The sequence below is a fragment of the Dankookia sp. GCM10030260 genome (genome assembly GCF_042666655.1).
GTDB lineage: Bacteria > Pseudomonadota > Alphaproteobacteria > Acetobacterales > Acetobacteraceae > Paracraurococcus.
Map to the genome: position 1 here is coordinate 38,928 of NZ_JBHTDE010000003.1, position 22,387 is coordinate 61,314.

The 22,387-nt window shown below is 69.1% G+C and carries 9 protein-coding genes; 1 reads left to right on the forward strand and 8 read right to left on the reverse strand.

Features of this window, described 5'->3' with window-relative positions; translation table 11 throughout:
* The first annotated feature begins 377 nt into the window (after positions 1-377).
* Complete coding sequence (locus ACFQS7_RS11845; RefSeq protein WP_380067279.1) at positions 378-12,374, forward strand: cadherin-like domain-containing protein; 11,997 nt, start codon at positions 378-380, stop codon at positions 12,372-12,374.
* Positions 12,375-12,820: 446 nt separating this feature from the next.
* On the opposite strand, the gene ACFQS7_RS11850 is transcribed toward ACFQS7_RS11845, so the two are convergent.
* The 8 genes from ACFQS7_RS11850 to ACFQS7_RS11885 all read right to left on the reverse strand — a co-directional run bounded on the left by ACFQS7_RS11850 (position 12,821) and on the right by ACFQS7_RS11885 (position 22,327).
* Positions 12,821-13,612 (reverse strand): SDR family NAD(P)-dependent oxidoreductase, encoded by a 792-nt coding sequence (locus tag ACFQS7_RS11850; RefSeq protein ID WP_380067280.1) that lies wholly within the window; start codon positions 13,610-13,612, stop codon positions 12,821-12,823.
* Between the two features lie 192 nt (positions 13,613-13,804).
* Positions 13,805-14,095 carry a hypothetical protein gene (locus ACFQS7_RS11855; RefSeq protein ID WP_380067281.1) on the reverse strand — a complete coding sequence of 97 codons (291 nt, stop codon included), beginning with the start codon at positions 14,093-14,095 and terminating at the stop codon, positions 13,805-13,807.
* A 149-nt stretch (positions 14,096-14,244) separates the two neighbouring features.
* Positions 14,245-15,489, reverse strand: coding sequence for a 2-oxoglutarate dehydrogenase complex dihydrolipoyllysine-residue succinyltransferase (gene odhB, locus ACFQS7_RS11860; protein WP_380067282.1), 1,245 nt, complete (start codon positions 15,487-15,489; stop codon positions 14,245-14,247).
* A gap of 35 nt (positions 15,490-15,524) precedes the next feature.
* Positions 15,525-18,413, reverse strand: a complete 2,889-nt coding sequence (locus ACFQS7_RS11865; protein ID WP_380067283.1) for a 2-oxoglutarate dehydrogenase E1 component — start codon at positions 18,411-18,413, stop codon at positions 15,525-15,527.
* Positions 18,414-18,609: 196 nt separating this feature from the next.
* Complete coding sequence (sucD, locus tag ACFQS7_RS11870; RefSeq protein ID WP_380067284.1) at positions 18,610-19,494, reverse strand: succinate--CoA ligase subunit alpha; 885 nt, start codon at positions 19,492-19,494, stop codon at positions 18,610-18,612.
* Between the two features lie 3 nt (positions 19,495-19,497).
* Positions 19,498-20,691, reverse strand: coding sequence for an ADP-forming succinate--CoA ligase subunit beta (sucC, locus tag ACFQS7_RS11875; protein ID WP_380067285.1), 1,194 nt, complete (start codon positions 20,689-20,691; stop codon positions 19,498-19,500).
* Positions 20,692-20,803: 112 nt separating this feature from the next.
* Entirely contained in the window at positions 20,804-21,757 is a 954-nt protein-coding gene (mdh, locus tag ACFQS7_RS11880; protein WP_380067286.1) for a malate dehydrogenase, read from the reverse strand.
* A 198-nt stretch (positions 21,758-21,955) separates the two neighbouring features.
* A complete protein-coding gene (locus ACFQS7_RS11885) occupies positions 21,956-22,327 on the reverse strand; it encodes a hypothetical protein (RefSeq protein ID WP_380067287.1) in 372 nt (123 codons plus the stop codon).
* Between the last annotated feature and the right edge of the window lie 60 nt (positions 22,328-22,387).

Genomic DNA, 22,387 nt, shown 5'->3' on the forward strand with positions numbered 1-22,387 from the left:
CATGACGAAACCCCTGTCACCAGCACTGCCGCGCAGCCTGTAGACCGCCTCCTACCCACCATGACGGCGGGTGCCACCCAGCGCCTTGCCGCCAGATGGCCAGGGTCGAGGCCCATGCCATGACGCGGCCCAATCTGGAGTTGATTTCGAATACATTTTTATATAGTTTCCGTTCGGAGTGCGCGGGAATTTTGAGATCAAAATGATTCTCGCAACTGGCGTGTACAGAAAAATTCCGTCCAGCGTTAGCCCTGAGCGTAACCAATAACGTCCCAGCAAACAGCACTATCTGCGAAGACGGGTTGGTTTAGCGCCAAGAAAACGGTGCTGGCGCCATTGGACGTTCACCTGTCCGAATATCGTTGGGAGCAGACCCTATGGACATCACCGGCGACAATCTCGACAACGTTCTGAATGGGACAGCCGGCGACGACACGATCCAGGGCCTGGGTGGCGGCGACATCCTGAACGGGCAGGCGGGCAACGACAGCGTCGAGGCTGGCGACGGCAACGACGTGGTGGATGCCGGGGCTGGCCTGGACACGGTGCTGGGCGGCAGCGGCAACGACAGCGTGCTGGGCGGCAGCGAGGACGACAGCCTGCTGGGCGAGGCGGGCGACGACACGCTGGCCGGCGAGGCCGGCAACGACAGCCTGTCGGGCGCGGCGGGAGGCGACCTGCTGGCCGGCGGGGTCGGCAACGACAGCCTGTCGGGCGGCAGCGAGAGCGACAACCTGGCGGGCGGCGACGGCGCCGACATGCTGGACGGCGGCAGCGAGAACGACACGCTGGGCGGCGGCGCCGGCGCCGACACGCTGCTGGGCGGCGCCGGCAGCGACACGCTCTACGGCAATGCCGAGGGCGACAGCATCGACGGCGGCGACGGCGGCGACTACGTCGAGGACAGCGAGGGCGTCAACAGCATCGCCGGCGGCCTGGGCAACGACACCATCTGGGGCACCGGCCTGATCGACGGCGGCGAGGGCGGCGACACGCTGCGCTACTACACGCCCTGGAACGGCAGCTACGCGGCGGCGACGGTCTATGGCGGGGCAGGCGCCGACAGCATCGCCGAGTGGGGCAACTATACCAGCGGCACGCTGCTGGACGGCGGCGCCGGCAACGACACCATCAGCGGCTCGGGCTATGCCGAGAGCATCCTGGGCGGGCTCGACAACGACGTCATCGCGGCCGGCGGCGGCGCCGACAGCGTCGATGCCGGCGACGGCGACGATACCATCACCGGCGGCAGCGGCAGCGACACCGTCGACGGCGGCGACGGCCTGGATGTCGCGATCTTCAGCGGAAACCTGAGTGATTACGAGATCACCGCAGGCGGCGTAACCGGTACCTTCACCGTCCAGGACAAGCGTGGCGGATCGCCTGACGGCACCGACAGGCTGAACCGAATCGAGATCGCCACGTTCGCGGATGACGACCTCATCCTCGGCACGATCACCGGTACCGTCATCACAGGAACAGCGGGCCCGGATGCGCTGGCCGGTAACGCGGGCGCCGACACCATCCTAGGCCTGGACGGCAACGATACGCTGTCCGGCCTTGGTGCTCCCGACGTCATCGAGGGTGGACCCGGCAACGACAACCTTGCCGGCGGCCGCGGCAACGACAGCCTGCTGGGCGAGGCGGGCGCCGACACGCTGGCCGGCGGGGTCGGCAACGACAGCCTGTCGGGCGGCAGCGAGAGCGACAACCTGGCGGGCGGCGACGGCGCCGACATGCTGGACGGCGGCAGCGAGAACGACACGCTGGGCGGCGGCGCCGGTGCCGACACGCTGCTGGGCGGCGCCGGCAGCGACACGCTCTACGGCAATGCCGAGGGCGACAGCATCGACGGCGGCGACGGCGGCGACTACGTCGAGGACAGCGAGGGCGTCAACAGCATCGCCGGCGGCCTGGGCAACGACACCATCTGGGGCACCGGCCTGATCGATGGCGGCGAGGGCGGCGACACGCTGCGCTACTACACGCCGTGGAACGGCAGCTACGCGGCGGCGACGGTCTATGGCGGGGCGGGCGCCGACAGCATCGCCGAGTGGGGCAACTACACCAACGGCACGCTGCTGGACGGCGGCGCCGGCAACGACACCATCAGCGGCTCGGGCTATGCCGAGAGCATCCAGGGCGGGCTCGACAACGACGTCATCGCGGCCGGCGGCGGCGCCGACAGCATCGATGCCGGCGACGGCGACGATACCATCACCGGCGGCAGCGGCAGCGACACCGTCGACGGCGGCGACGGGGCGAATGTCGCCATCTTCAGCGGCAGCCGAAGCGCCTATTCCATCGTCGGTGATGCCGCCGGCCTGATGGTCTATGACAACCGCAGCGGCGCGCCGGACGGCATCGATACCGTACGGAACGTGCAGCTCCTGCGCTTCGCGGACCAGGACATCTCGGTGGCGTCCGGCCTCGCTGGCGTCCTGCTGATCGGAACCGCGAACGATGACACGGGTGCAGGCGCGCTGGTCGGCACAATCCTGAACGACACGATCAATGGCCTCGGCGGCGCCGACTCCCTGGTCGGCCTCGGCGGCAACGACCAGTTCGATGGCGGCGACGGCAACGACACCATCTCCGGCGGTAGCGGCGACGACACCATCGCGGGCGGCACCGGGCTCAACCAGGCCGTCTTCTCGGGCATCCGGGCCGACTACAGCATCTCGACGCTGGACGGCGTCGCCATCGTGGTGGACCTGCAGCCTACGGCGAACGGCAACGACGGCACCGATACGCTGACCGGCGTGCGGCTGCTGCAATTCCTCGATCAGGTCTACGCGCTGAACGCCGCGCCGGCCGCCGGCGCCGACTTCGGCAGCACCAACGAGGACACGCCGCTCTCCATTTCCCTCGCATCCCTGCTGATGAATGACGCGGACGCGGACGGCGACGCGCTCAGCATCACCGGTGTTGTCGGCACCACACATGGCAGTGCCTCGATCGTCTCGGGGAACCTGATCTTTGTCCCGACCGCCAATTTCCACGGCGATGCCGTGGTCACCTACATCCTGGCGGATGGGTTCACCACCAGCACCGGCGGCGTGACCATCACCGTTGCCCCGGTGAACGATGGGCCGGTGGCGCAGGCGGATGCCGGATTCACCACCGCCGCCGGCACGCCGCTGACGCTCGACCGGTCGATCTTGACAGCCAACGACGCCGATCTCGACGGCGACACGCTGTTCATCCAGTCCGTGCAGGCGGCCGTGCACGGCACGGTCTCGCTGAACGGGGCCGAGGTGGTGTTCACCCCGGATGCCGGATATTTCGGCGCCGCCAGCTTCACCTACACCCTGGCCGATGGCCAGGGTGGTACCAGCGACGCCACCGTCTCGCTGACCGTCCAGGGGGGCACCTTCGTCGACGATGATCTGGCCCATGTGCTGACCGGTTCCGGCATCGGCGACACCATCGACGGTCAGGGTGGCAACGACACGATCTATGGCGGAAACGGCGGCGACAGCCTGCTGGGCGGCGGGGAGGCCGACTACCTGGCTGGCCAGGCCGGCGATGACAGCCTGTCCGGCGGCGCTGGCAATGACACGCTGGACGACAACCAGGGTGCGAACCAGCTGCGTGGCGAGGCGGGCGACGACAGCTTCCTGCATGTCGGCAATGGCGCGGGCGCGGATACGCTGACCGGCGGCAGCGGCACGGATGCCTATGCCCTTGGTTGGAGCCCAGGCTCGGAGGCCGACCGGATCGAGGATTTCCTTGGCGGACCCGGCGGCGATGTGGTGACGCTCCACGGGCTGCTCGGTTGGATGCAGGGCTACGCCAGCGGGCAGAACCCCTTCGTTACCGGCCATCTGCTGCTGGAGCAGGATGGGGCGGATGTGGCCTTGCGGCTCGACCGCGACGCCGGCGGCGCCCTGGTGCCGACCGACATCGTCCGGTTCGTCAATCAGATCGTCGGCAACTTCACGGTCGACAACTTCAATCCGGGCTACTCACCCGCCGGAACCGGCATGGCGATCGTCGATGGCGACGCGGGCACGCTGCTGACCGGCACCTCCAGCAACGACACCATCGACGGCCAGGGCGGCAACGACACGGTGCAGGCCGGCTTCGGCGCCGATACGGTGCACGGTGGCGACGGCAACGACGCTCTCTACGGGAATGGCGGCGACGACAGCCTCGCTGGCGAGGCAGGCAACGACTACGTCTATGACGTGGAGGGCAGCAACACCCTCTCCGGCGGGGCTGGGAACGACAGCCTGAACGGAACCGGCACGCTGCTGGGCGGCGCCGACGACGACGTCCTGGGTGGCAGCGGACTGCTGCAAGGCGATGCAGGTGACGATACGCTTGCCGGCTCCGGCCTGCTGGAAGGCGGCACGGGCGACGACAGCATCGCGCTTGCCGCCGGTACCGCCGATGGCGGCGACGGCAACGATACGCTGACCGGCACGGGGGCCGGCAACCAGACGCTCGCCGGCGGCAGCGGCGATGACAAGATCCAGGGCTTCGCCGGCGCGGACCTTCTCCTCGGCGGCGACGGCAATGACACGCTGGCCGGCGATTCGGCGGCGGATGGTGACGACACGATCGATGGCGGCGCCGGCTACGACGTGGCCTACTACTCCGGCCGCATCGCCGACTTCACCATAACGCCCGACGGCCTCGGTGGGTATGTCGTCGCCGACAGCCGTCCCGTCGCGCCGGAAGGCACCGACTCCCTCACGGGTGTCGAACTGCTGGTGTTCGATGACGGCGAGGTCGCGCTCGGCGCCAATCCTGGCCAGGTGATCCTCGGCACCACCGGCGACGACTCTATCCCTGGTGCCGGGGCCTATGTCGCGACCGACAACACCGGCGATGACACGATCGATGGCCTTGCCGGCTTCGACCACCTGCTCGGCGGCCATGGCAGCGATCTGCTGCTCGCCCGCGGCGGCAACGACGTGATGGTGGGCGACTTCGGCGCGGATACGATGGTTGGCGGCAGCGGCGACGACACGCTCCTTGGCGGCAGCGGCCGTGACCTCATCTACGGGAGCGCTGCGCCAGCGCTGGACGATGCCGATGGCAACGCCGACGGCCTCGAGGACTTCGACAGCGACAGCCTGGATGGCGGTGCGCATGACGACACCATCCTCGCCGGCAACGGCGACGACCTGCTGACCGATTGGCAGGGCCAGAACGAGCTCTACGGGGAATCCGGCAACGATACCATTCGCGGCGTCGGCACCTTGCACGGCGGCGCCGGCGACGATGCGCTGAACGGCACGGGTGAACTGCTCGGTGGCGCCGGTGACGATACCCTCTTCGGCGCCGGTACGCTCGATGGCGGTGCCGACGACGACCTGCTCTATGTCCGCAGTGGCCATGCCGGCCAGGGCGGCGAGGGGAACGATACCCTCCACGGTTGGGAGCCCGCCGGCGCCGACGGCAATCAGACCCTGGAAGGCGGGGGCGGCCACGATCTGGTCCACGGCAATCTCGGCGATGACTCGCTGGTCGGTGGCAGCGGCAGCGACACGCTGTATGGCAGCCATGGTGCCGACACGGTGGATGGCGGCACCGGGGACGACACGGTCTATGCCGGCGAGGGCGACGACACCCTGTCGGGCGGCATCGGCTATGACGTCGCGACCTATGGCGCGGTCCGCCACCTGCACTCCGTCATCCAGGATGGCAGTGGCGGCTACCACGTGGTGAACAATCGCGGTACCGATGGCGCCGACCGGGTAGCCGGCTTCGAGGTGCTGCGCTTCCACGACATCGAGTTCGAGGTTTCGCCCGCCAATACCGGGCAGGTCTTCACCGGCGGTGCCGCCGCCGATGTCATCACCGGCACCAGCTTCGACGACAGCATCCTCGGCGGCGGGGGTGACGACGAACTCGGCGTGGTCTCGCCCGCGACGCACGTCGCCATCGGCGATGGCGGCAATGACATTGTCGATGGCGGTGACGGGAACGACACCGTCAGCGGTGGCATCGGGTTCGACGTGCTGGATGGTGGCGCCGGCCACGACTTGGTGCTCGGCGGGATCGACGAGGACACGCTGCGCGGCGGGACGGGCAACGACACGCTCTCGGGCGGCCTGCAGAGCGACACGATCGACGGCGGCAGCGGCGATGACAGCATCCTCGGCGACGACGGGAATGACCTGATCACCGACAGCCTTGGCGCCAACACGGTCGACGGCGGCGCCGGCCGCGACACCATCAGCGGGGTCGGCGCGCTGGCCGGCGGCGGGGACGATGACAGCATCAGCGGCGCCGGCGCGCTGGCCGGCGATGGGGGCAACGACACGCTTATCGGCACCGGCACGCTGCAGGGCGGTGACGGGGCCGACCTGATCTACCTCGCCAACGGCACGGCCTTCGGCGATGAGGGCAACGACACGGTCCACGGCTACATCTCCGGCTCGGGCAACGAGCTGATCGATGCCGGTGGCGGCGATGATCAGGTTTTCGGCTACGCCGGCATGGATACGATGTTCGGCGGTGCCGGCGACGATTCGCTGACCGGCGCCGCAGGGGATGATTCCGTCTATGGTGGCTCGGGCTTCGACAAGGCCTACTACTCGGGCCGCGTGATCCCGCGCGTCACCAGTCAGGTTGGCAACCAGGTCACCATCGAGAGCGCGGACTACCGCATCGAGTACGTCGTCGACGCGGCCGGCCATGTCGACGGGACGGTCACGGTACAGGATCTGCGGAGCGGATCGCCGGAGGGCACCGATACGCTGCAGGGCGTCGAACTGCTGGTCTTCGGCGACGACGAGATCGACCTGCCGATCGGCGACAATACCGGCTACCTGCTGGCCGGCACCGAGTTCGACGACATCCTGGGTGGCGATTCCGGCAACGACACCATTGAGGGCCTGGACGGAAACGACAGGCTCACCGGCGACGACGGCAACGACGCGTTGACGGGTGGCCTCGGCAACGACGTGCTGAATGGCGACAGCGGCGCGGATACGTTGCAGGGCGGCGGCGGGCTCGACCACATCTATGCCGGCCCCGGCAGCGATTCGGTGACCGGCGACGACGGCAACGACACGGTCGAAGGCGGTCAGGGCGCCGACAGCGTTGATGGTGGCGGCGGTGCCGACTACCTCGTTGACTGGAATGGCACGAACCTGTTGCGCGGCGGCGGCGGCAACGACATCCTCCACGGTGTCGGCACCCTGCAGGGTGGCAGCGAGAACGACTACCTCTATGGCAACGGCTTGCTGCAGGGCGAGGCCGGGATCGACACGCTGCACGGCAGCGGGACGCTGGAAGGCGGCGCCGGGACGGACGCGCTCTCGGGATGGGGCAGCCTGTCCGGCGGCACCGAGGACGACACCCTCGCGGTCGGCAGCGAAAGCACCGGCGACGGCGGGGCAGGCAACGACAGCCTCTTCGGCTGGGAACCCTGGAGCCTGGATGGCAGCCAGACGCTGCTCGGCGGGCTGGGCAACGACACCCTCCGCGGCAATTGGGCGTCCGACTCGCTTGAGGGCGGGGACGACGATGACCTGCTCAGCGGCGGCCAGGCCGACGACACCCTCGACGGCGGCGATGGCATTGATGCCGCGACCTACGCCAATCCACGCGGCCACTACTCCGTGGTCGAGGACGGGCTGGGCGGCTACTTCATCGTTGCCAACCGCACCAATGAGGGGACGGACGCCGTCTCCGCGGTGGAGGTCGCGTTCTTCGCGGATCTGGCGTTGCCCTTGACCCTCGCCAATGCGGGGGAGATCCAGCTTGGCACCATGACGGGTGAGGCGCTGACCGGCGGCGGCCTGGACGACAGCCTCGTGGGCGGCGGGGGCGACGATACGCTCCGTGGCCTCGCCGGCCATGACCAGTTGCTCGGCAATGACGACGACGACGTGATCGAGGCCGGCGACGGCAATGATGTCGCCTCCGGCGAGGCGGGCGCCGACCAGATTCTGGGCGGTGCGGGCGAGGATCAGCTGGCGGGTGGCGAGGGCGACGACTCGCTTTGGGGCGAGGCCGATGGCGACACGCTGACCGGCGGCGCAGGCGCAGACCAGGTGCTTGGCGGTGACGGCGACGATGTGATCGATGGCGGGACCGGGGCCAACCTCGCCATGGGCGAGGCCGGCAACGACACGATCAGCGGCGACGGCACCCTGCTCGGCGGCCTTGGCACCGATGCCTTGAGCGGCAACGGCCTGCTGCAGGGCGAGGCGGGCAACGACACGCTCTATGGCAGCGGCACGCTCGAAGGCGGCACCGGGAACGACGTGCTCACCGGCTATGGACTGCTGCTGGGCGAGGATGGCGCCGATGCGCTGCATGTCGGCACCGACGGGATCGGCCAGGGCGGCCTGGGCGACGACACCCTGGCGGGTTGGAACCCCTACGGCGTGGATGGGGCCCAGCATCTGCTGGGCGAGGCCGGCAACGACAACCTCTTCGGAAACGGGGGCGACGACACGCTGGCCGGAGGCGATGGCGACGACATCCTGTCCGGCGGGCAGGGCAACGACCTGATGCTGGGCGGCCCGGGCACCGACATCTTCGATGGCGGCAGCGGCAACGACCGCATGTTCGGCGGTGGCAACAGCGGTACCGACGACATCGCCCGCTATGGCGGAAACCGGAACGACTACACGGTTGTCGAGCTGGGCGGCAAGGTGATCGTCACCGACAACCGCGGCGGCTCGCCCGAGGGCACCGACACGCTGGTCGGCATTGCCAGGCTGGAATTCCTCGACGCCGACTATACGGCAGCGATCAACCTCGGCAGCCTCATCGTCGGGACGGCCGGCGCCGACACCATCTCCGACCATTCTTCGGGTGGCCTGCCGAATGCCGGTTCCGGCGACGATACCATCCTCGGCCTCGGCGGCGGCGACTCGCTGTTCGGCCTGGCTGGTGCCGACTGGATCGAGGGCGGCGACGGGCAGGACAGTCTCTGGGGCGGCACCGAGGCCGATCAGCTCTTAGGCGGCGACGGCAACGACACCGTCGATGGCGGCGACGAGGACGACCTGGTGGATGCCGGGCTCGGCCATGACTGGGTGATCGGTGGCGCCGGCGAGGATCTGCTGTTCGGCGGCGGCGGGGCCGACACGCTGTCGGGCGGCAGCCAGGCGGATGTGCTCAACGGCGGCGCCGACGGCGACAACCTTGTTGGCGGCGCCGGCGACGACCAGTTGGTCGGCGAGGACGGTGCCGACCTGCTGTTCGGCGAGGCCGGTGACGACGCGCTTCATGGAGGGGCGGGAAGCGATACGCTGACCGACCTTGAAGGCGAGAACACCCTGCAGGGTGGCGAGGGCCACGACTTGCTCACCGGCGCCGGCTTGCTGGAAGGCGGCGCGGGCGACGACCTGCTGACGGGCAGCGGTGGCAACGACACCATCGATGGTGGTGACGGCACCGATCGCGCCGTCTTCAGCCAGGGTCGCGGCCGCTACACCATCGCCGATGCAGGGGCGGGCAATATCCTGGTCATCGACAACCGCGGCGCGACCGGCCGGGACGTGGTGCGCTTCGTCGAGGAATTGGCCTTCGCCGACGGCATCGTCGTGCCGCTGGGCGGCAGCGTCGTCGGCGGCACGGCCGGCGCTGACCTGCTGGCGGGCGGCGTGCTCGACGACATCGTCGAAGCCGGCGACGAGAACGACACCATCGACGGGGGCAGCGGCAATGACCGGCTGTTCGGCGAGGGCGGCGATGACTCCATCTCCGCCGGCGCCGGCAACGACTATGTCGATGCCGGCTCCGCCCATGACTGGGTGGAGGCTGGCGAGGGCGATGACATCGTCGTCGCCGGGGACGGCATGGACACGGTGCTGGGAAGCGCCGGCGACGACAGCCTGCTGGGCGGCTTCGGCGAGGACGATTTGCAGGGCGGTGCCGGCCAGGATTCGATCGAGGGCGGCAACAACGACGACGCCCTTTCCGGTGGAGACGGGAACGACACGCTGCTCGGCCAGCACGGGGGCGACACGCTGCATGGCGGAGCCGGCAACGATGTCCTGACCGATGGCGACGGGATCAACCAGCTGCATGGCGAGGCCGGCGACGACACGCTGAGCGGCGCGGGCTCGCTCTTCGGCGGCGACGACAACGACGTGCTCAACCTGGCGGCAGGCAGCCTGGGTTGGGGTGACGCCGGCCATGATACGCTGAACGGCGGCGCCGGCGCGGAAACCCTCCATGGCGGCACCGGCAATGACAGCGTCGCAGGCAATGCCGGCGACGACAGCCTGGCCGGCGATGCCGGCGCCGATACGATCCTCGGCGGCATCGGAGCCGACTCGATCGCGGGCGGTGACGGCGACGACCTGCTCACCGGCGGCACCGGCAATGACAGCATCGATGGCGGCAATGGCAACGACATCGCGGTGTTCGCCGGGTCCCGCGCGCAGTACACCATCACCTACGACGGTGCTGGCGGGTACCTCGTGGTCGACAACTTCCCCGAGAACGGCGACCAGGGCGCCGATCATCTCCTCGGCGTGGAGCTGTTCCGCTTCGACGACCAGGACTTCGCACCGACTCCGGTGACGACCGGCAGCCTGTTCTCCGGCACGACGGCCGCCGAACTGATCAACGGCACGGGCGCCAGCGACACGCTACGCGGCTTCGGCGGCGACGATACCATCAATGGCTTCGGCGGCAGTGACCTGCTGCGCGGCGACGGGGGCAATGACAGCCTGGTCGGCAGCGACGGCGACGATCAACTGTATGGTGGTGACGGCAACGACACCATGGTCGGCGGTCAGGGGAACGACATCTACTGGGTCGGCAATGCCGGCGACGTCGTTACGGAGCTGGCGGGCGGCGGCACGGATATCGTGTTCAGCGAACTGAGCGTCTTCTCCCTGGCCGGCCTGCCGGAGGTGGAATACCTGCGCTTTGCCGGCGCAGGGAATTTCGTTGGCACCGGCAACCTGCTGGCCAACGCCATCGTCGGCGGGAGCGGAAATGACACGCTGCTGGGCGAGGCGGGCGACGACATCCTCACCGGCGGCGCGGGTGCCGATGACCTCGATGGCGGCGACGACATCGACCGGCTGAACTATGCCGGTTCGGGCGGCGGCGTGGTGGTGGATCTCTCCGGCATTGTGCAGACCGCGACCGGCGGCGACGCCACCGGCGACGTCATCGCCGGCTTCGAGCATGTCACCGGCGGCAGCGGCGCCGACAGCATCACCGGCAGTGGCGTGGTCAACCACCTCGTAGGCGGAACGGGCAACGACACGCTGCTCGGCGGCGGTGGCAACGACATGCTGGGCGGCGGCAACGATGACGACGTGCTGGACGGCGGCGGCGACAACGATGCGCTGAACGGCGAGGCCGGTGCCGACACGCTGCGCGGCAGCGGCGGCAACGACATCCTCACCGGTGGCGCAGGTGCCGATGACCTCGATGGCGGCGACGGCCTGGACCGGCTGAACTATGCCGGTTCGGCCGGCGGCGTGACGGTGGATCTCTCTGGCATGGTGCAGACCGCGACCGGCGGCGACGCCACCGGCGACGTCATCGCCGGCTTCGAGCATGTCACCGGCGGCAACGGTGCCGACAGCATGATCGGGAGTGGCGTGGGCAACGGTCTCGTCGGTGGAGCGGGCAACGATACGCTGCTCGGCGGCGGCGGCAACGACACGTTGGCCGGTGGCAGCAATGACGACTTGATCGACGGCGGCGACGACAACGATGCGCTGAACGGCGAGGCCGGTGCCGACACGCTGCGCGGCAGCGGCGGCAACGACACGCTGACCGGCGGCGCGGGTGCCGATAGCCTCGATGGCGGCGCCGGCCTGGACCGGCTGAACTATGCCGGTTCGGCCGGCGGCGTGACGGTGGATCTCTCCGGCATGGTGCAGACCGCGACCGGCGGTGACGCCACCGGCGACGTCATCGCCGGCTTCGAGCATGTCACCGGCGGCAACGGCGCGGACAGCATCAGCGGCAGCGACATGGTCAACAACCTTGTCGGCGGCGCAGCCAACGACACGCTGAATGGCGAGGGCAGCAATGATGCGCTGAGCGGCGGTGAGGGTGATGACGTCCTGCATGGCGGGGCAGGCGCGGACGGCCTGACGGGGGGCAGCGGCGCCGATACCTTCCGCTACGCAGCACTGAACGAGATCGGTGATTACCTCAGCGATTTCACGACGGCCGTGGACCATATCGAGGTTGCCGCCGCCGGGTTCGGTGGGGGTCTCTTTGCCGGTATCGATCTGGCTGCCACTGGACGCTTCAGTTCCAACCTGACAGGCAATGCGGTGCAGCCCTTCGGCGAGTTCGTCTACGAGACCGACACCGGTCGGCTCTGGTGGGATGCCGATGGCACGGGTGCCGGCGCGCGGGCCATGGTCGTGCAACTCACCGGTATCCCGACGCTGGCAGCGTCAGATATCTGGGTGGTATAGCGTCGCGTCGGTCCACGGGGCGCCCGACCCGGTGCCGTCGGGCAGGATGGGGAGAGTGCAAGTCCTCGACCATCGAGAGGGGGCTTGCCCTGCCGTTCAAGGTGCCGATGCACGGACTCGGCCTCGGTTACGCGTAAGCGGCTTCGCCGTCAGAGCGTGTCCGGCCAAAGCCCTCCTGGCGCATCGCGCATCGCCGTGGGGATTTGGCGATGTGGATTGCGGAACACCGCGAACGATACGACCGCAAGGCCGGACCGGCCGCGACGCTGCCCGATAAGGCGCAGCGCAACGTGCCCCGTGGCGACAGCCGGATCATGCCCGCCGCCGCCAGGTAGCTGCCTGTCGACCATTGCTGGACCGGCACCTCCTGCCGCCCGGCGCGCGGGATGCCTGGGTCGAGCCCGGGCATGACGGGGTGGCAGGGGAAGCGCGCCGCCTGTCGGGGCTCAGCCGATCTGCACCAGCCGCCCGCCATCGACCGGCAAGGCCACGCCGGTGATGAAGCCGGCTTCGTCGCTGGCCAGGAACAGCGCCGCATTCGCCACGTCCCAGGCGGTGCCCATGCAGCGGCGCAGCGGCACCTTGGCATCGCGTTCCGCGGCCACCTCGGCCCGGGTCTTGCCGGTGTGGCGGACGCGGGTATCCACCGCCATCGGCGTGTCCATCAGGCCGGGCAGGATGGTGTTGCAGCGGATGCCATGGCCGGCGTTCTGGTTGGCCACCTGCTCGGTGAAGGCCAGCATCGCCGCCTTGGTGGTCTTGTAGGCGACATAGGGGTAGCTCTCGACCGCCGCGGCCGAGGAGATCGACAAGATCACCCCGCCGTCCTGCCGCCGCATCACCGGCAACACATGCTTCACCGCCATGACGAAGCCGCGCAGGTTGACGGCGGTGACGCGGTCGAAGGCTTCCTCGGTGATCTCGGTAGGGGCGGCATCGCCGCCGGCCAGCGACATCCCCACGTTGTAGTGCAGGATATCCACCTTGCCCCAGAGACGGACGCCCTCGGCGATGGCGGCGGCCATGTCGGCTTCCTGCGTCACGTCGGCCTGGAAGGCCATGGCGCCATGGCCAGCCTGGTCCGCGGTGTCCTGCGCCGAGGCCAGGTCGCGGTCGACGCAGAGCACCCGGGCACCTTCCTGGGCGAAGCGGATGGCAGTGGCGCGGCCGTTGCCCATGGTCTCGCCCGGGCTCTGCCCGGCGCCGATGATGATGGCGGTCTTCGTTTCGAGCCGCATGCGGCGTTCCCCCATTTATCGGGGGCCATCATGGCAGCCGGGGTGGCGGGTTGGAAAGCAAGGCCAGGGAGGAAGTATCCTCCCTGGACCCTCCTCTATCTCTGTGGGTTGGGACTCGCCGCGCGGCGATTACCGACTCCCAGAAATAGATGAGGGGGCTCGGGGGAGAATACCTTCTCCCCCGACCTTCGCTTAGAACGTCTCGCGCGGCGGCCGCGGCTTGCGCGGCGTGCGCGGCCCGCCGGTGCCGAACTGGTCCTGCTGGTGCGACGGCAGCCGGCGCTCGCGCGGCGGCGGCGGCGGGGCGGCCAGGTCGGCTTCCAGCTCCTTGATCTTGGCGGCGATCGACACCCGCAGCTCCGGCGAGGTGTGCTGCTTCATCGTCCGCACCGTCTCCTTCAGCTCGGCGAGGAGACGCACCTTCTCCTCCCGCGTGCGCTTCAGCGGGCGGTTGTCGGAGAACTGACCATCGAAGGAACGCATGTGACTTCTCCCGGGTGGGCCGGCATGCGGCGGCCCTTTTGACCCAATTTAGCAGAACCCGCGGCCGATGCCGCAGAAATGCGCCAAGATGACGCAAGCAGGGCCGGCACGGGGTCGCCGCGCCGGCCCGCCGGTATGAAGGCGGAGGTTCAGATATCCAGCATCAGCCGGCGCGGATCCTCGATGCTTTCCTTGACCCGGACCAGGAAGCTGACCGCTTCCTTGCCATCGACGATGCGGTGGTCATAGCTCAGCGCAATATACATCATCGGGCGGATTTCAACCTTGCCGCCGACCGCCATCGGCCGGTCCTGGATCTTGTGCATGCCCAGGATGCCGGACTGCGGCGGGTTCAGGATCGGGGTGGACATCAGGCTGCCGTAGACGCCGCCGTTGGTGATGGTGAAGCTGCCGCCCGCCATCTCCTCCAGCTTCAGCTGGCCGTCGCGGACGCGCTTGCCGAAGGACCCGATGGTCTTCTCGATCTCGGCGAAGCCCATGCGGTCAGCGTTGCGCAGCACCGGCACGACCAGGCCGTTCGGCCCGCCGACGGCCACGCCCATATGGACGAAGTTCTTGTAGATCAGCTCGTCGCCCTGGATCTCGGCGTTCACCGCCGGGAACTCCTTCAGCGCCGCGACGCAGGCCTTCACGAAGAAGGACATGAAGCCGAGCCGCACGCCGTGCTTCTTCTCGAAGACGTCGCGGTACTCGGTGCGCAGCGCCATCGCCGCGCCCATGTCCACCTCGTTGAAGGTGGTCAGCATGGCGGCGCTGTTCTGCGCCTCCTTCAGCCGGCGGGCGATGGTGATGCGGAGCCGGGTCATCTTGACCCGCTCCTCGCCCTCCTCCAGCGGCCGCTGCACCGCCGGCTTGGCGGCGGCGGGTGCCGCGGCCGGGCGGGCGAGGAATTCCAGCACGTCGCCCTTGGCGATGCGGCCGTCCTTGGCGCTCCCGGCGCCGACCTGCTCGGCGCTGAGGTTGTTCTCCGCCATCAGCTTGGCGGCGGCGGGCAGCGGCGCATGGCCGGGCACGGCGACGGGGCCGGCCGGCGTGCGGGGCTCCTCGACCTTCGGCTGCGCCGCGACCGGGGCCACCGGCTCCGGCGGATGCGGTCTGGCGGTGGCGATCGGCGCGGCGCCGGCCGCCTTGCCGGCACCGGCGGCGATGCTGCCGAGCACGGCGCCCGGCTCGACCTCGGCGCCCTCATCCGCCGAGATCGATTCGATCACGCCGGCGGCGGGGGCATTGACCTCCACCGTGACCTTGTCGGTCTCCAGCTCCACCAGCGGCTCGTCCACCGCCACGGCCTCGCCGGCCTTCTTCAGCCAGCGCGCCACGGTCGCGGTGGACACGCTCTCGCCCAGGGTGGGCACCAGGATATCGGTCGCCATCGTCGTCTATCGCCTTTCTGCGCGGTGCCCGGGGATCACTGCCCCAGGGCCTCCCGCACCAGGTTTTCCTGTTCCGCTGCATGCACCTTGGCGAGGCCGGTGGCCGGGCTCGCCGCTTCGCGGCGACCCACGTAGTCGGGCCGCTTCGCCTTGATCTCGAGGTCCTTGAGGACCTTCTCCAGCCGCCGGTCGACGAAGGTCCAGGCGCCCATGTTCTCGGGCTCCTCCTGGCACCACACCACCTCGGCATTCTTGTAGGGCGCGAGCGCCGTCTTCAGGCTGTTCACCGGGAAGGGGTGGACCTGCTCCATCCGGATGATCGCCACGTCCTTGATGCCCTGGTCGCGCCGCGCCTGCAGCAGGTCGTAGTAGACCTTGCCGGTGCAGAGCACGACGCGCTTCACCTCTTCCTCCGGCGCGATCGCGTCGATCTCGGGGATCACGTACTTGAAGCCGCTGCCGGGGCCGAAATCGGCCAGGCTGCTGACCGCCAGCTTGTGCCGCAGCAGCGACTTCGGCGTCATCACCACCAGCGGCTTGCGGTAGTTCGACTTCAGCTGCCGGCGCAGCGCATGGAAGTAGTTGGCCGGCGTGGTGAAGTTGCAGACCCGCATGTTGCGCTCGGCGCAGAGCTGCAAATAGCGCTCCAGCCGGGCGGAGGAATGCTCCGGCCCCTGGCCCTCGTAGCCGTGCGGCAGCAGCATCACCAACCCCGACATGCGCAGCCACTTGGTCTCGCCGGACGCGATGAACTGGTCGATGATGACCTGGGCGCCGTTGGCGAAGTCGCCGAACTGGGCTTCCCACAGCACCAGCGTGTGCGGGTCGGCCAGGCTGTAGCCGTAGTCGTAGCCGAGCACGCCGAATTCGCTGAGCAGGCTGTTGAAGGCCTCGAAGCGCGGCTGGTGGTCGCGGATGTTGTTCAGCGGGACGTATTCCGCCTGGGTGACCTGGTCCACCAGCACGGCATGGCGGTGGCTGAAGGTGCCGCGCTGCACGTCCTCACCGGACAGGCGGACGCGGTGGCCTTCCAGCAGCAGGGTGCCGAAGCCGAGCGCCTCGCCGGTCGCCCAGTCGATGCCCTCGCCGGTCTCGATCGCCTGCTTCTTGGCTTCGAGCTGGCGGGCGATCTTCGGGTTGACCCGGAAATCGGCCGGCACCTGGGCCAGCGCGGAGCCGACCTCGCGCAGGGTCTCGAGCGGCACCGCGGTGGGGTGCAGCTGCTCGACCTCGGCGCCGACCGCGACCGCCTGCAGGCCGGACCAGTGGCCTTCCAGCCAGTCCGCCTTGTTCGGCTTGAAATTCTGCGCCGCCTGGTGGGCTTCCTCCAACGTCTGGTTGAAGGCGTCGAGGATCGCCTTGGCGTCCTCGGCGGTGACGCTGCCCTCGGCCGCCAGCCGTTCGGCATAGACGGTGCGGGTGGTCTTCATCTCCTTGATCCGGCCGTACATGATCGGCTGGGTGAAGGCCGGCTCGTCGCTCTCGTTGTGGCCGTGCCGGCGGTAGCAGACGATGTCCACCACCACGTCGGTCGAGAATTCCTGGCGGAATTCGGCCGCGAGGCGGGAGACGAAGACCACCGCTTCCGGGTTGTCGCCGTTCACGTGCCAGATCGGCGCCTGCACCGCCTTGGCGATGTCGGTGCAGTACAATCCGGAATAGGCATGCGCCGGGACGGTGGTGAAGCCGATCTGGTTGTTGGTGACGATATGGATCGTCCCGCCGGTGCGGTAGCCGATCAGCTGGCTCATCGCCATCGTCTCATAGACCAGGCCCTGGCCGGCGAAGGCGGCGTCGCCGTGCAGCAGGATGCCCATGACCGAATGGCGGCCCTTGGTGTCGCCGGCCATGTCCTGCCGCGCCCGCACCTTGCCGACCACCACCGGGTCCACCGCCTCGAGGTGCGACGGATTCGGCTGCAGTGACAGGTGGACGGCCCGTCCGTCGATCTCGACATCGGTCGAGGTGCCGAGATGGTACTTCACGTCGCCCGAGCCCTGGACGTCGTCCGGGTTGGCGCCGACGCCCTTGAACTCCGAGAAGACCTGGGTGTAGGGCTTCTTCACCACGTTCACGAGCACGTTGAGCCGGCCGCGATGCGCCATGCCGATGGCGATCTCGTTCACCCCGGCACGGGCCGCGGTCTCGATCACCGTCTGGATGGCCGGGATGGTGCTCTCGCCGCCTTCCAGCCCGAAGCGCTTGGTCGAGACGTATTTCTTCGCGCAGAAGGCCTCGAAGCCCTCGGCCTCGGTCAGGTGCTCGAGGATCTCGCGCTTGGCGCCCTTGTCGAAGGCGGTCGTCCAGGGGGCGCCTTCCATCCGGCTCTGGACCCAGAATTTCTGGTCCGGGTCCTGGATGTGCATGAACTCGACGCCGATCGGCCCGCAATAGCTGGCGCGGCAGACCGCCATGATCTGGCGGATGGTGGCGGTCTCCAGCCCGAGCACGCCGTTGATGAAGATGGGGCGGTCCCAGTCGGCCTCGGTGAAGCCGTAGGTCTTCGGGTCGAGCTCGGGGTGCGACTTCGGCTGCTGCAGGCCGAGCGGGTCGAGCTGCGCTTCCAGATGGCCGCGGACGCGGTAGCTGCGGATCAGCATCAGCGCGCGGATGCTGTCCAGCTGCGCGTTGCGGATCGCCGCCGGGTCGATCGCGGCGGCCGGGGCGGGCGCGCCCTTGGCACCCTTGGCCGGGGCCGGCGGGGCTTCCGGCGCCGGGGCGAAGCCGCCGCGCGGGCGCGGCGCCCAGGAGGCGCCGGAGGCATCCGACAGCACGGCGCGGGCATCGTCGCCCAGGGCCTCGAACAGCTCGGCGAAGGAGGGGTCGACGCTGGCCGGCTGCTCGGCCCAGCGGGCATAGAGGTCGGCGAGGAAGGCGGCATTGCCGCCTGTCATCGCACTGGCGAGGATGTCCACTCCGGCCATGGTCTTCTCCGTGCCGGCCTCGCTGGGCCGGCGGTATTCATCGGGTCTGTGCGTTGAAACGCGCGGCCCCGGGACCCGGGGCCGCGCGCTGCATAACATAGTCACTGTGGCGGCCTTGCGGCAGGCCCGGCCTTGATCCAGATCGACCCCGCATGGCCGCCGCGCGGATTTTCGCCGCCGGTGTCCGCCCTGGGGCCTAGCCCCGGAGCGCCTTCACCATGGTCGAGCCCAGCGCCGCCGGGCTGTCGGCGACGAAGACGCCGGCCTGGCGCATCGCCTCGAACTTCGCCTCCGCGGTGTCCTTGCCGCCCGAGATGACCGCGCCGGCATGGCCCATGCGGCGGCCCGGGGGGGCGGTGGCGCCGGCGATGAAGCCGACCACCGGCTTGGCGTTCGGGCCGCGGTTCTCGCGCGCCAGGAACTCGGCCGCCTGGATCTCCGACTGGCCACCGATCTCGCCGATCATGACGATCGACTTGGTCTCGGGGTCGGCCAGGAACAACTCCAGCACCTCGATGAAGTCGGTGCCCTTCACCGGGTCGCCGCCGATGCCGACGCAGGTGGACTGGCCGAGCTTGGCCGCCGTGGTCTGCGCCACGGCCTCATAGGTCAGGGTCCCGGAGCGGGAGACGACGCCGACCGAGCCGCGCAGGTGGATATGGCCCGGCATGATGCCGATCTTGCAGGCGTCGGGCGTGATCACGCCCGGGCAGTTCGGCCCGATCAGGCGCGACTTCGACCCGGACAGCGCGCGCTTCACCCGCACCATGTCCAGCACCGGGATGCCCTCGGTGATGCAGATGATCAGCGGCAGCTCGGCGTCGATGGCTTCCAGGATGGCATCGGCCGCGAAGGGCGGCGGCACGTAGATGACGGAGGCATTGGCCTGCGTCTTCTCGACGCAATCGGCCACCGTGTCGAAGACCGGCAGGCCGATATGGGTGGTGCCGCCCTTGCCGGGGGTCACGCCGCCGACATAGGTACTGCCGTAGGCAATCCCCTGCTCGGCGTGGAAGGTGCCCTGGGCACCCGTGAAGCCCTGGGTCATGACGCGGGTGGAGGCGTCGATCAGGATCGCCATGGCTCAGGCCCCCTTAACGGCCGCGACAACCTTCTGGGCCGCATCGGCCAGGTTGTCGGCGGGGATGATGGCGAGGCCGCTGTCGGCCAGGATCTTCTTGCCGAGGTCGACATTGGTGCCCTCGAGCCGCACGACCAGCGGCACCGACAGCGTCAGGGTCTTGGCCGCGGCCACGATGCCTTCCGCGATCATGTCGCACTTGGCGATGCCGCCGAAGATGTTCACCAGGATCGCCTTGACGTTGCTGTCCGAGGTGATGATCCGGAAGGCCTCGGTCACCCGCGCCGCGTTGGCGGTGCCGCCGACGTCGAGGAAGTTGGCCGGGGACGAGCCGTACAGCTTGATGATGTCCATCGTCGCCATGGCGAGGCCCGCGCCGTTCACCATGCAGCCGATCTCGCCGTCGAGCGCCACGTAGTTCAGGTCGTTCTTGACCGCTTCCAGCTCCTTCGGGTCCATCTCCGTGTCGTCGCGGAGGGCCTCGAGGTCCTTGTGGCGGAACAGCGCGTTGTCGTCGAAGGAGACCTTGGCGTCGAGCGCCACGATGTCGCCGGCGCCGGTGACGACCAGCGGGTTGATCTCGACGATGGCGCAGTCGAGCTCGATCACCGCGCCGTAGAGGGCGGTGACGAATTTGGTGAAGGCGCCGACCTGCTTGCCGGTCAGGCCCAGCCCGAAGGCCAGCTTGCGGCAATGGAAGCCGGAGAGGCCGGAGGCCGGGTCGACCGCGACCTTGAGGATCTTCTCGGAGTGGTTCTCGGCCACCTCCTCGATCTCCATGCCGCCTTCGGTCGAGGCCATCACCGTCAGCCGGGAGGTCTCGCGGTCCACCAGCAGGCCGAGATACAGCTCGCGCTTGATGTCGCAGCCGTCCTCCACGTAGACGCGGGAGACCAGCTTGCCGGCCGGGCCGGTCTGCTTGGTGACCAGGGTGTGGTCGATCATCGCCGCGGCGGCGGCCTTGACCTCGGCGGCCGACTTGACGACGCGGACGCCGCCCTTGCCGTTCGGGTCGTCGGTGAAGCGGCCGGCGCCGCGGCCGCCGGCATGGATCTGCGACTTCACCACATAGACCGGCCCGGGCAGCTTGGCGGCGGCCGCCTCGGCTTCCTCCGGCGTCCAGGCCACATGGCCTTCGAGCACCGCGACGCCGTAGCGGCGCAGCAACTCCTTCGCCTGGTATTCGTGAATGTTCATCCGCTCACCCTTCGCATGGGTCGGCCGGCCCGCCCGGGTAGGCACCTTACCGGCAAGTGCCGGCCGAAGCCGGATAAAAGAAAGGCCGGGGCGATGCCCCGGCCCCCTCGTCTCAGACGCCGAGCGCCTTGAAGTCCTCGATCAGCTTCTTCACCGCGTCGCAGGACTTGTCGAAGGCGGCCTTCTCCTCCGGCTGGAACTGCACCTCGATGATCTTCTCGACGCCGTTGGCGCCGATGACGACCGGGACGCCGACATAGAAGTCGGACAGGCCGTACTCGCCGTTCAGCATCACCGCGCAGGGCAGCACCCGCTTCTTGTCGAGCAGGTAGGCCTCGGCCATCGCAATGGCCGAAGCAGCCGGGGCGTAGAAGGCGCTGCCGCGCTCGAGCAGCTTGACGATCTCGCCGCCGCCATTGGCGGTGCGGGCGACGATGGCGTCGATCTTCTCCTGCGTCGTCCAGCCCATCTTCACCAGGTCGGGGACGGGGATGCCGGCCACCGTGGAATAGCGGGTCAGCGGCACCATGGTGTCGCCGTGGCCGCCGAGCACGAAGGCGGTCACGTCCTCGACCGAGACGTTGAACTCCTGCGCCAGGAAGAGCCGGAACCGGCTGCTGTCCAGCACGCCGGCCATGCCGACCACCTTGTGCGAGGGCAGGCCCGACTTCTGCTGCAGCGCCCAGACCATGACGTCGAGCGGGTTGGTGATGCAGATGACGAAGGCGTCGGGGGCATAGGTCTTGATGCCCTCCGCCACCTGGCCCATCACGCCGGCATTCTTGGTCAGCAGGTCGTCGCGGCTCATCCCCGGCATGCGCGGGAAGCCGGCGGTGACGATGATGACGTCGGCGCCGGCGATCGCCGCATAGTCGCCGGTGCCGGACATGGCGCTGTCGAACCCGTCCACCGGGCCGGACTGCATGAGGTCGAGCGCCTTGCCCGCCGCCACGCCCGGGAAGACGTCGAACATGACGACGTCGCCGAGTTCCTTCAGGCCGATCAGGTGGGCCAGGGTGCCACCGATGTTGCCGGCGCCGATCAGCGCGATCTTCTTGCGGGCCATGAGCCGTCCTTCGTCAGGATCGTTGGAATATTGCGGCGCACTCCTACTCCCGGTCGTTCAGGGCGACAAGGCACGGCGCGGGGGCGCAATTGGTGCAACCTGCCGAACCCTGCCTTGCGCGAGGTCAAACCGAGCCGGCAGCGGGACGAATCGGCAGGAAAAAGGCCCCGGCAGGGGCCCCCAGGACGGCGCGACCCGTCAGATCGGCATGCAGCGGACCACGTCCTCATGCCCGCGGGCCAGCGTCGCCAGGGTGCCGTCCGGGCATTCGTTGGCCTGCACCCCGGCGGCGACCGGCAGGCCCTGCGCCCAGCCGAATCGCGCCGGCGCCACGCCGCCGGCATGGCAACGCCGGGACTTGCGCGAACAGGCGGCAGACGCCGCGCCGGGCCGATATGCCACCTGCCGCACCCGGCCATGCCCGGCGGAGGCCTTCGCCACGGGGGCCTTGAGCTGCGCCTTGCCGGCCGGGGCCTTGGCCTGGGTCGTCGTCCTGGCGGCGGGCGCCACGGCAAAGGCCGGACTGGCCGCGAGCATCAAGCCCAGGGTGGCGAGCGTCAGAAGGCGCATGGAATCTCCCATTTTTGGGTGGCCGCGAATCCGTGAGCCTTATTGCTGAATGTTACGGCG